The organism is Cardinium endosymbiont of Culicoides punctatus (genome assembly GCF_004354815.1).
Taxonomy (GTDB): domain Bacteria; phylum Bacteroidota; class Bacteroidia; order Cytophagales; family Amoebophilaceae; genus Cardinium.
Map to the genome: position 1 here is coordinate 19,856 of NZ_QWJI01000008.1, position 11,918 is coordinate 31,773.

Below are 11,918 nucleotides of genomic sequence, written 5' to 3' on the forward strand. Positions count from 1 at the left end.
TTTAAATCAATAAAAATATCCTTATTATGATAATAAGTGTATAAGATTGCAACAAACAATTATAGAAAAGTTTTTAGTTTTTATCCAATTATGAGATCTAATAAAAAGAGTACGCTACACAGCGTATGGTGTTCATTATTAGCCAGTTTTTTGGCTGTAAATTTTGCTTTTGCTCGCCAAGAATTGCACGATGAGCGTCTTACTACAAAAATTTCTCGTTACTATCTGAGGTCTTTTTCTACTGTAACTTTACCGGAGCAAAAAGAAGAGAAGGATATGTTTTTACGAGCAGGTAAGCCCCAGTTGGCTAAATCTACTCAATGTAAGATTATCTTGCGTACCATATTTTCAAATATTGAAGCCAATGATACTAAAACGGATGATCAGCTGTTGAACTATAATGCATGGGGGGATCTGACTCTTTTTTGTGGAGCATCTAGTAATCCATCTCATCATTTATTGTCTCGTATTAATAGAACAACAACGCTACTTGGTGAATGTGCCTTAGCAGCGCTTCTAGTTACGCCAAGTAATGACATGGGTATACTTTCAAATAGACAAAAAATAATTAGATTCTTTCTAGAACAACCAGATCATCAAATGCATTTAAAGCAATTGCTGATGACTTACCGCAATATAGAACCAAGTTTCCTTTCTTTTTGGACCCATACGGATCCTCTTTATACCAAAGAATATCAAGAATATTTACACAGTCGCTTTCTTTTTGACAGTGCTGCAAATAATAAAATCGCTGGTAAGTTGCGTAGGAAAGTATTCTTTAGAAATATAAGAGATATATATGGAGAGTTTCTTGTTTTACCTGTATTTGGGTTGTTATGGTGCGAATCTCATTATCTGGTAACCTCTATTGCCAAGGGCGGGTTTATTAGTGGTAGTAGAACTGAGAGTTATGCGCCTATTTCCCTTTTTATGCCAGGTTGGTCTATAGGTTCTGCTGTTTACAACTACACGCATACCAACGGAAATCCCTCTTTATTGCCTTTTCTAGGAGTAGCTATTACCAATGGTATGGCTGTATGGAGGGGTTATTGTGGGGTAAAACATTATAAAGAGTATAACGCTGTTTTCCAAAACCTTGCATGTCGTATGCTAGACGTACAAGTTTTTATGCGTACCATCCAACAAGTTAGCCATGCTGTAGCGAAAAATCCAGAACTAGAAGCTGTTTACGCCCCTTATCTAAAGAAAATAAGAGTACTTTTATCTCAAAAAGAAGAATTAACAGAAATTGGGGTAATGCTCCGAAACTTGTTAGAGATGAAATTAGATCATTGGTCCTATTTTAGCAGTGATAATAGTAAATTATTAGCGACATTGTGTCTATTTGAAGCATACAAAGATCATCTAAAGCCTGCAATGTATGAGTTAGGTCAGCTAGATAGCTTTATAGGGATTGCTGAGTTGGTTGAAGAAGCCAAGAAAATTTCTCCAGAACATTACTATACCTTTGCTAAGTTTTTAGATCGTTCCGAACAAATAACCCCACTGCTCAAGTTCGATGGCATGTGGAACACATTGATAGATCCTACAACTGTTATAGATAATGATGTGGAATTAGATACCTATAAGACTCGGAATATGATACTTTGTGGACCTAATGCAGGTGGGAAATCTTCTTTCCTCTCTGGAGTAGCAAGTGGTGTGCTACTTGCCCAAACGTTTGGAATTGTTCCTGCTAAAGAGGCTATTATTACTCCATTTAATAAAATCCATACCTACATAGAAGTAGGTGATGACATTGCAAGTGGTGCTTCACTTTTTATGGTAGAGATGGGTCGTATGCTAAAGCACATACATATGTTGGAAAAATCTAAATCAACCGAATTTATCTTTACAATTGCTGATGAACCTTTTGCTGGTACCAATCCTACTGAAGCTGGTGCTGTCGCTTATAGCATAGTTTCTTATATGGCAAAATATACCAATTCCTTGCATATAATAGCTTCTCACTATCCTATTTTAATGGGGTTGGAACATAACATTAAAGGAGGAGGTATTAAGAATTTCAAGGTTTTTGTACGAGAAGAATCCGATAACAAATTACATTATACCTACAAAATTGTACCTGGAGAAGCCCATCAAGCTGTTGCCTTAAAAATACTTGAACAAGAAGGATACGATAGTGCCTTGTTAACACAAGCAGAAAATATTGTTAAATACCCAGAGAAATTTCATAAGATTTTCAGTAAGTCTGAATCAAACCCAAAACCATAATAATTCATTACATAAGCTTATGGTCTTAAGATATGTAGAGAAAGAACTCAGTGATATCGCTACTATGCTTTTGAATCAAGCTGCTCATCAAAAAATATTTTTACTAGAAGGCCCCATGGGTTGTGGGAAAACAACCCTTGTGAAGCAATTATGTAAAGTATTAGGCGTGGTTGATGTGGTAAATAGCCCAACTTTTTCAATTATAAATGAATATAAAATATTAAATGGGGCAATCATTTACCATTTTGACTGTTATCGCATAAACCATTTGAACGAGGCAGTTACGCTAGACTTTGAAAACTATTTTACTTCTGGCTATTATTGTTTTATAGAATGGCCTTCTAAAATTGAAGCTATTTTACCCTTACACTACTTTCTAATTAAGATAGAGATAGAATCGTTGTTAACGAGAAAATTAGCATGGATGAGTTATTAATCTCCTATTTTTTATTGAAATGATGAATGAGTGTGTCATATGTTTGTAAAATCCGCAAATTGGATGTAAAATTGTACCAAGTTTATGTACAAAATTGCAAGAATAATTAAATTATGAAAAGAACATTTCAACCATCACTAAGAAAAAGAAGTAATAAACACGGATTTAGAGAGCGTATGTCAACACCTAATGGACGTGCAGTATTAGCGAGAAGAAGGGCCAAAGGTAGATATAAGTTAACTATTTCTGATGAACCCAGACATAAAAGCTAATTTGATCGTAATTATCTAGTGAGCATCTTAGCAGGGACAGTGTTTAAATTGTCGAAAAGAGATCGGTTAGTCGATCCCAAGCATATTAAGATGCTTTTTAAAGAAGGTAGGTCGTTTAAAATACCACCTTTAAAAGTCTTTTGTGTAAAAAAAAGCAGAGAAATTATTTCTAACGATAAGGTGCTTTTTTCAGTTCCTAAAAAAAGAATTTGTTCTGCTGTAAAGCGTAATAAAGTTAAAAGATTGCTTAGAGAAGCCTATCGTATCAATAGAAGGATTTTAGCTCCTTCTTATGTCGGCAATGAAGAAAACAAGTTTGTTATACTGATAGGATATATCTATCATGAAGATGAGAAAGAAATCCAACAATCTATGTTAAATGATGCTGTTATTGCTTCATTAAAGCATCTGAAGGCATTGCTATATTGTAAAGAGCCTCTCTAAAAAACGTCTTTAAATTGAAATAAATATTAGGTAATTTTGGCGCTTTTGTATTAAGTCCTATTTTACGGATCTAAAAAATAGCTTATTATGGTGTTACAATGAAAATAGCTGTAGTAAGTACAAAGTATAAAAAAACACTGTTTTCCGTATACATATAAGAAGAGGTGGATTATACAAAAATCTTTTTAGTAAAAAACATATAACAAATTCGGTATGCAGCTAGATTTAGATATTATTGTATTTCTACTTTTTTTATTAATGAACTTATTTATTGGTGTAAGTTCTATGCCTCGTTTAAGTACGCTTAGACAATATTCAGTAGGCTCTAAGGGCTTTACTGTAGCGAGCATTGCAGCATCTATCATAACCATATCGTATGGAGGAGGAATTTTTTATAATATACTTGATTCAACCTTTTTATTGATCCTTATTGGTAGTGCTATAAGTTATTTTATAATAGGAACGGTGCTATCAAAGCGTCTAGGTTTGTTCTTAAATTGTTGTTCTGTAGCAGAAATAATGGGGCAGCTTTATGGAACTAATGTTCGTAAAATTGTAGCAATATGTGGCATAATAAATGGTATTGGAGCAACAGCTATTCATGTTTCCGCACTTGCACAAGCAATATCTTTGCTTTTTGGTGTTGATCATTTTTATAGCCTACTTATATCTACTACTTTTATAATCTTTAGCGTAGGAGCTGGTGGGATTCAATCTTTAACATTGGTAAGCATAATACGTTGTGCAATTTTTGTGATTTTTCTACCAACGATTGCTTGGATTTTATGGAAACATCTTATAAATCAACATGATTATGATCAATTCCATCTCGCTTTAGCAATCAAAGAATCATGGCATTCTTTAAATTTCAGTAGTGCTTCCAACCCTTATACTAAGACACTTTTGGTATTTGCGATACCTACTTTATATCCCGCTCAAGTACAACGTATTTTAATTGCAGAAAATGATGTGCAAATAAAAAAATCTTTCAATTATGCAGGTCTATTTTCATTAATAATCAATTTGTTTTTATTATGGATTGCTTTATTATTAAATAAAACCTTTGGGAATATACCTATATCAGACGTCCCATCTAGTGTTTTTCAAACTTATATAGGATTAAAAGGATTATTTGTGATAGGGATTGCAGCGCTAACGATTTCTACCGCAAGTGTCAACTTACATTCATCTACAGTGTTAATTATGAATGATCTGCAAAATCAGCTTAAATACAATAAAATAACTTCAATAACATCTATGAAAATTAGAAGTTATACATTTTTTGTAGGCCTTATTGTAGTGTTATTTATTCAGTTTTCTATCAAAAAACCATTTCAATTATTACTAATAACTCAATTACCATACAAACCTATTGTAGCTATCCCGCTATTGCTTGCCTTGGTAGGATTTCGGTTTCATCGATATGCTGTTTTATTTAGCATGATAATCAGTTTTTTGTATGTTAGTTTTAGTTGGTTTTATACTCCTAATATAGATATTGCTGATTTACTGATAAATACTATGTATATTAATCTGCTAAGTATTTTTGTTGTACATTTTTTACTGGTCTTATCGAAGTGGATTATTCTAAAAGTTAATCCAAAATTTTCCGATATGGGCCTTTTTGTAGAAGTAGCTACTAAAGTACCCCCACTATGGATACAATTTTATGAATATGGTAAATATGTTTTATCTAAAATTAACTCATTTAAACCGTTGGGTTATCTCCAGAAGCAATTACCAAGAAATAGCTCATATTATGTTCTGTTTAGTTTTTATATTGCTGTTACAGGATATTGTTCTTTTTATACTTTCTCAAGCAATGCTATATGGGGATCCAAGTTAGAAAACCTGGTTCTATTTCCCAGTTTATTTGTTGCAACGTTTTTCTTAGTTTATTCTTCCGTAACACTCAAGTTATATTCAAGGAAAATTATTGCCATAATATGGGAATTAAGTAACCTGTACTTTCTTGCCATAGCAGGTAGTTGTATGGTTATACTAAGTCAGTTTTCCCATTTACAAGTCATTATTTTTATTGTCAATATTTCTCTATCCATTTTAGCAAGTTCTTTGGGTATTGTTATTTTTAGAACAGTAATAACTGCGTTAGTAATATGGAAGTCACTTGCCTATTTGGGTGGAGGACTAACATTAATAAATTCTATTTTGAGTTTAAATATTAGTGTTATTTATGTGACACTGATGCTATTTATTTTTTTAGGAGGGTTATTGTATCATAAAGAGAATCTTCGCAAACTCTTTTTAACGATACAAGAATTAAGAGATGAACAAGAAGAACAAAATTCCAGACAGTTTTTTAAGAAACAGCAAATAGAAGCACTTGCTTATGAAAGCAGTTATGTATTAAACCAAGTACATAATCAACTATTACGATTATCTCAATTAGAAAATAATGAGCTTATTGCTCCTGTGCAAGATCAAGTTATTAAATTAAAAAAGTATTATGATAGTGTTTTTGCACATTTAAGACATGGTTTATATTTAGCGACAAATTGGATTAATATAGACCAGTTATTATTAAAATGTTTGGACGCTATAGAAATTGAGGATATATATCATTCTCCTTATGTAGTTTCAAATTCAGAAAATTTTTATATTCAGTGTGATATAGAACGTATTACAACGCTAATTGTTAATAGTATAAATGCATGTAGGCAATGTGATGGCAAGAATAGAAGAAGAGATACGCACATTTACATAAGTGATACTCAATTAGGGTATAGGCCAACACTCTTGGAAGGGAAAATACAAAGAGTAAGTGCTATCAGCTTTATTATTACAACTGAAAAAAACCGACCAGCTATTTTACCTATATACAAAGTACCTGAAATGACAGATGTACAAATTGTAGATAAAATAAAAGAGATGGATCAAACAGATATAGAAAATCATCATATTGTGAGTTCTCATTATGGTTATTGTGAAATAACACATTTTGATTTAGATGTTACCCATCTGTACGTAATACCGGTAAATGTACAAAAGGTTACTAAGGCATTTGCTGCACTCTCACCAGTCGTCTATACACAAAATGTGGAATTAGATCCAATAAGCATGCGAGAAGAAGCCATGTTTATACAAAAGGTTCAAGAGACTAATGGTATTGACTTTGATACCATCAAAGATGTATTAGAGTTGATTAAAGTTTATTATGCCACACAAAGAAGAAAAACAGGAGAACTATTTTATCTCCATCCCATGGCTGTGGCATCTACTTTATTAGATATAGTATCGGATTCGGATCTTATTATTGCTGGTTTGGCACACGATATAGTTCGCAATACGCCATTCACAAAAGCAGGACTATCTACTTTAATTGGAGCGCATATTATGACTATTATATGTGATGCAGAAGGTTTAGAAAAACAACTTCCACTTGCAAAAGAGGCTTATTATGGTTTTATTCAGGAGATAGTTAATGATCCAAAATACCACAATGCAATTTTGTTGAGATTAGCAGATGTATCACATAATGCCAAAACCATTCATGGGCATAACATGGAAAAACAGGTAAAAAAAGCTACATTGATACAGCAATTTTATAGACCACTAGCCATACAAATGAATGTGCCTACAATAGTTGATGAATTAAATAGATGCATTGCTAAAGTTTTAAACATCTCTTATTGATAAAATTTTTGAATAAATAATGAGACTCATGCTTTTTTAAAATTTATGTGCTTTTAAAAAAGCATGAGTAAATAGTTAAGTATCTTTGGAATTTGTTTATAACACTTTTAAGTAAATTTTCGTAAAATTTAGCTATCGTTAATTTTTAAATAGTATGAATCTACAAGGAAAAACAGTACTCATTACAGGTGCTTCACGGGGTATTGGGAGAGCGATTGCGCTCAAATTAGCCACAGCAGGAGGAAATATTGCTTTTACATACCTAGGATCTAGCCAAGCAGAAATTAAGGAAACGGAAGATGCATTACAACAATTAGATATTAAAGTCAAAGGATTTTATTCAGATGCATCCGATTTTTCCTCTACAGAACAGGTAATAAACGATGTGGTACAAGAATTTGGCAGCCTAGATATACTCGTTAACAATGCTGGTATAACAAGAGATAACTTGCTATTGCGCATGACGGAGCAAGATTGGTATGATGTGCTTAATGTGAACTTAAACGCTGCTTTTAATACGGTAAAGGCATCCATAAAAACCTTTCTTAAACAACGTAGTGGTTCTATTATCAATATTTCTTCTATTGTTGGTATTAGAGGCAATGCAGGCCAAGCTAACTATGCAGCTTCTAAAGCTGGTATCATTGGTTTTACAAAATCAATTGCCTTAGAATTAGGCAGTAGAAACATACGTGCGAATGTCATTGCACCTGGATTTATAGTTACTGATATGACTAATCATCTTACAGAGTCGTTGCAGGAGACATGGAAAAAAACAATTCCTCTTAATAGAGTAGGCCTTCCAGAGGATGTGGCAAATTGTGCTTTATTTTTAGCTTCTGATCTATCCAGCTATATTACTGGACAAGTGATTCAAGTAGATGGTGGTCTGCTTACATAGCATTACCCACTTATATCCATATTACAATGTTAATCGGCACAAAAAGTGTAAGATATAATGAATAGAACTGCATCGGATATTCGTTCCAGATTGATGGATTTTTGGTTTGGAGATCCTATTAGTACAACTGATCCAGATGGAGAAATGAAGCCTTTTTGGTTCCATAGCACTCCTGAATATGATCAGGAATTACGTATTAACTTCGAAGAGGCATACGTACAAGCACGTAAAGGTGTATTAGATACGATTACAGATACACCAGAAGGTGTGCTTGTGTTGATTTTATTGCTTGATCAATTGCCTAGAAATATATTTAGAGGAACACGACAGGCATTTGAATCAGATTCGCTTGCAAATCGTTGGGCAAAACATGCCATTGCATTGGGATACGATCAGGCACTGAGCAAGTGGCAAAAGATGTTTATGTATATGCCCTTAGAACATAGCGAATCAATTGAAGATCAGAATCAGTCAGTAAAACTGTTTCGAATTTTGGGAGATGATCAGTTGCTTAAACACGCTTTAGAACATCAAGACATGATTCTACGGTTTGGACGTTTCCCGACGCGAAACCATATATTACAGCGTAAAAACACGCCAGAAGAGATCGTGTTTTTGCAAGAAATAGCATCTTAATGCAGTCAGTCTTGATTGTTCTAAGAACATAGTCTTTGCAAAAGACTCTATATTCTGTAATTTTTAGCTTGAATGCTTCTAATATAACTTTATTTTTATCTATTTTCCAGGAATGGCATATGCACTTAAAATGGTTAAACCAGTTTTTCAATCTCTTCAATAGATAAACCTGTAGATAAAACTATGATTTCCATGGAAACACCAGACTGTAAAAGCAACCTAGCCACTTCTTTTCTTTCCTTCTCTCTCCCAATTTGCTCGCCTTTCTCTAATCCAATCTTTTCACCTTCTATTTTAGCAGCAGACAGGGTATCATCTGCTTGTATGGCTTTTTTTATATAATGATAATAGGTATCTCGATCTTCTTTATTCATTTTAAGTATTCTTAGTCGATCAGATACCTTGTTCATATAAGGGGATTTAAAATCTTCTCTGACATCTGAATGTTTCATAACATATAACCACTCATCTATTTCACTTTTAATAACGTCATTAAAGGAAGGTATGGAAATAAAAAAGTATTCTGGAAATACATTGTGATGCTCATATATAACAAATCCTTGGTTGACAATACGCATATCTATGGGATGGTCTTTATCCATTTCATGGATAATGGTTTTTCCATGATATAGCGGTTTCTTTATTTCTTCTGTAGTAAAATAGAGCAGGCTTATATGGAATACCTTCTTTATATTTGTATAATCTTGACTCCCAAAAATACTATCTACTACCAGTCTTGAACTATTAAAGCATGCCTTATGCATAAACTTTAAGGTAAAAGCTCTTTCTATTTCCACAATATACTTGTTGCCATCTACATCCTCTACTACTAAATCTGCTATAGATCTTTTTAAATCAACAGATTCTTTATTGCTTTCTCCATCTAATAAGGCATTTATTTTAACAGGTTTATAGCCACTTTCAGTTAGTAAAGCGGAAATAAATCCTTCTATAATATCGTAGTCTCCTTTATGTTTAAGTAGGTACTTGATGGCATAGTCGAACGATATCAATGGTTTATCAAACATAACTTATAATGCTTTTTAGGGTTAATAGGTTACCTATCCATTCTGTTGATGCAATATATTAAATAATTTTGATCGGATTTTTTCTTAGTTTTTTTGCTTCCTGGCAAGAATCTGAAAGACGCTTATTTCCACTATACGCTATTCATAGTGCATGGTATAGTTTTTCTTTTCCTTCTCTGTCCCTAAAATTTCTTCACAAATTTGTTGCATTTCAGATAACCATCCATCTATACGCAATATGGTTGCGTTTTTGTAACCCCATGGAATATAAAAACTGGTAGTTTCCCTAGCTATACGTTTTTGATCTTCTGGTGTTCGAAACGAAAGCGTTCGTATATTGTGTAATCTATCAGCCAGTTTAATATATGAAACACGTATATCCTTGCACTGGAAGAGCAGCTCCTTGATCTCGTTATTATTCAACTTCCAGCGATAGCCCAGGGTATTGTAGTGGGTTACCATATCTACTATATAAGCGACCTGGTCACCATACATCAATTGTATTTGTTCAAGGGTAACAGATGTATCCTCCACAACATCATGTAGTAAACCAGCTAAAATAATATCTGGATCTTGGGTAGCCGCTACAAGAATTTTGGCTACAGCCATAGGGTGGGTATAGTAAGGTTCTCCAGATTTGCGTTTTGTAGACCCATGTGCATTTTTGATAAATGCAATAGCGTTTTTTACTACCTCTGCTTTTAACCGAGTTGATGTAGTAAGTATGGCGACCAATTCTCTTTCTTGTGCTAAACTTTCTCTTGTTTCAGCTATTTTATTCGACATATCAGCAGGGTCATGGTTTGTAAATTGCATCACACTTTTACCCGCTACGGGCAATACATACAAGCAGGTTAGGGAGTCTTCATTTTCTATGATTTCTGAGTAGCCACCATGTGCTTGTACGATTTGTTTGCTTTCTGACTGATAGAGCTCTGTTTCCGTTCTAGGTAGAAAAATAGGTGTTCCTTCGTCCAGGAGGAGATATTCTCCCGACACTACATAGATTCCTTCTGGGTCGATATTCGTGCTCATCCGGAAGGCAAGAGCTGGCAACCTATGGTTCGCATCATTGTAGTGCAAATTCGTACTCCTAATGACCAGGTTGACCAAAGGATCCACAGCGTGTTCACTCTTACTAATAGCCAAAAGATTTATAGTCAGGAGCCGCTCAAGCAGCTCGGGATCTGTCTCTATTGTTTTTACTTTTGATTGATAGTATACCAATAACTGTAGCGGCTCTCCTAAATCATGGATATTATTATGTGCTTTGGATATAATGGATGCTATGTCTACAGATTGTATTGCTTTTTCATTGATCCTAAGGCTGCGTTCTTCTTTGTCCCTCTGGAGCAATAAGCTGCCTGTTTTACGTATTTTTTTCATTACGCCAGCGAGTTCTTCTCCCATTTTATGTTGATGCTGTTCAATTAGGTAGTTATACGGCTTTTTAAGTGTCTCGTTTATATCTCGTAACATGGCACTATGCTGTATAGGGGCCAATCTATACCAATTAATTTGGTTATGAATAGCTTGTAACGATAACCTACGCTCATAGGTATCCGCTACCTTCATAACTTTAGCCCTGGCAGAAGCTCTATCATTAAGGTATTTGTAGGTACCAAATCCCGCAATAGCTATGCCCGCCAAGAGGCTGGCAGCCATTAACTCCCAAGTGGGGCCCTCTGTGAGTAGTATCCAGTGTATGTTATCCCAAGGTATATCAAATGATATGTATGTATGGAGTGCTACAGCTGCCGCAAGCATGATTATGCTTATTTTTCTAGCGAAAAAACATGTGCTGGCCATAAAATGGCAGATAAGCAGCGCACAAGCCATGGGGCGAAAGTGGCCCATTTTGGCAAGCTGTATGCCAGTAACAAAAAATAGCATAAAGAGCAATACAGGCCATATAAAATACATTATACGAGGTTTGCTGAAATATAAGGTAGAAGATGGATAAGCAAATATGATGATACTAATCTCTATTAAGGCTATATACCAATAAAAATAGTGTTCAAAATAACCCTTTTCTATAAAGCATAATGATAGCAGGGCACTACCCATAAAGTAGCCTCCCCATAGCATAAAAGAACTTGCTTTGTTTGGAAAACAACTTGCAAAATATTCTGTGGTAAAGACCATTTGTATATTGTTCCACTGTCGTTTCCACCAGCGTTTGCATTCTTGCCATTGTAAAACAATGGCACTACGGTCGCCCACACCTACCCGGTGGTGGTACAAATATATGATGGGATAAAAGACTGACATTGAGGATTTTCCACTATATTTGATAAAAAACGGCTAATTTT

9 protein-coding genes are annotated in these 11,918 nt (G+C 34.2%); 7 read left to right on the forward strand and 2 right to left on the reverse strand.

Translation table 11 applies throughout. The features are described from left to right. Window positions 1-90 precede the first annotated feature (90 nt). The 7 genes from CCPUN_RS02075 to CCPUN_RS02105 all read left to right on the forward strand — a co-directional run bounded on the left by CCPUN_RS02075 (window position 91) and on the right by CCPUN_RS02105 (window position 8,578). Window positions 91-2,235: a MutS-related protein gene (locus CCPUN_RS02075; RefSeq protein WP_133281928.1), complete on the forward strand. Its 2,145-nt coding sequence runs from the start codon at window positions 91-93 to the stop codon at window positions 2,233-2,235. A gap of 19 nt (window positions 2,236-2,254) precedes the next feature. Then, the gene (gene tsaE / locus CCPUN_RS02080; protein WP_133281929.1) at window positions 2,255-2,671 is read left to right on the forward strand and encodes a tRNA (adenosine(37)-N6)-threonylcarbamoyltransferase complex ATPase subunit type 1 TsaE; all 417 of its coding nucleotides are present in this window, start codon (window positions 2,255-2,257) and stop codon (window positions 2,669-2,671) included. Window positions 2,672-2,784: 113 nt separating this feature from the next. Then, the gene (gene rpmH / locus CCPUN_RS02085) at window positions 2,785-2,943 is read left to right on the forward strand and encodes a 50S ribosomal protein L34 (protein ID WP_133281930.1); all 159 of its coding nucleotides are present in this window, start codon (window positions 2,785-2,787) and stop codon (window positions 2,941-2,943) included. A 39-nt stretch (window positions 2,944-2,982) separates the two neighbouring features. Beyond that, window positions 2,983-3,387: a ribonuclease P protein component gene (locus CCPUN_RS02090; protein ID WP_255414882.1), complete on the forward strand. Its 405-nt coding sequence runs from the start codon at window positions 2,983-2,985 to the stop codon at window positions 3,385-3,387. A 213-nt stretch (window positions 3,388-3,600) separates the two neighbouring features. Beyond that, the gene (locus CCPUN_RS02095) at window positions 3,601-7,041 is read left to right on the forward strand and encodes a sodium:solute symporter family protein (RefSeq protein WP_133281932.1); all 3,441 of its coding nucleotides are present in this window, start codon (window positions 3,601-3,603) and stop codon (window positions 7,039-7,041) included. A gap of 154 nt (window positions 7,042-7,195) precedes the next feature. Continuing rightward, window positions 7,196-7,942: a 3-oxoacyl-[acyl-carrier-protein] reductase gene (gene fabG / locus CCPUN_RS02100; protein ID WP_133281933.1), complete on the forward strand. Its 747-nt coding sequence runs from the start codon at window positions 7,196-7,198 to the stop codon at window positions 7,940-7,942. A 57-nt stretch (window positions 7,943-7,999) separates the two neighbouring features. After that, complete coding sequence (locus tag CCPUN_RS02105; protein ID WP_133281934.1) at window positions 8,000-8,578, forward strand: DUF924 family protein; 579 nt, start codon at window positions 8,000-8,002, stop codon at window positions 8,576-8,578. Window positions 8,579-8,712: 134 nt separating this feature from the next. Here the strand turns inward: CCPUN_RS02105 and CCPUN_RS02110 are convergent, their stop codons facing one another. Beyond that, window positions 8,713-9,606, reverse strand: coding sequence for an Rpn family recombination-promoting nuclease/putative transposase (locus CCPUN_RS02110; RefSeq protein ID WP_133281935.1), 894 nt, complete (start codon window positions 9,604-9,606; stop codon window positions 8,713-8,715). Between the two features lie 138 nt (window positions 9,607-9,744). Then, the gene (locus CCPUN_RS02115; protein WP_165941906.1) at window positions 9,745-11,850 is read right to left on the reverse strand and encodes an HD domain-containing protein; all 2,106 of its coding nucleotides are present in this window, start codon (window positions 11,848-11,850) and stop codon (window positions 9,745-9,747) included. Window positions 11,851-11,918: the final 68 nt, after the last annotated feature.

Coding starts and splice junctions, on each gene's coding strand:
- CCPUN_RS02075 (WP_133281928.1), top strand. CDS start 91: ATGAGATCTAATAAAAAGAGTACGCTACACAGCGTATGGTGTTCATTA.
- tsaE (WP_133281929.1), top strand. CDS start 2,255: ATGGTCTTAAGATATGTAGAGAAAGAACTCAGTGATATCGCTACTATG.
- rpmH (WP_133281930.1), top strand. CDS start 2,785: ATGAAAAGAACATTTCAACCATCACTAAGAAAAAGAAGTAATAAACAC.
- CCPUN_RS02095 (WP_133281932.1), top strand. CDS start 3,601: ATGCAGCTAGATTTAGATATTATTGTATTTCTACTTTTTTTATTAATG.
- fabG (WP_133281933.1), top strand. CDS start 7,196: ATGAATCTACAAGGAAAAACAGTACTCATTACAGGTGCTTCACGGGGT.
- CCPUN_RS02105 (WP_133281934.1), top strand. CDS start 8,000: ATGAATAGAACTGCATCGGATATTCGTTCCAGATTGATGGATTTTTGG.
- CCPUN_RS02110 (WP_133281935.1), bottom strand. CDS start 9,606: ATGTTTGATAAACCATTGATATCGTTCGACTATGCCATCAAGTACCTA.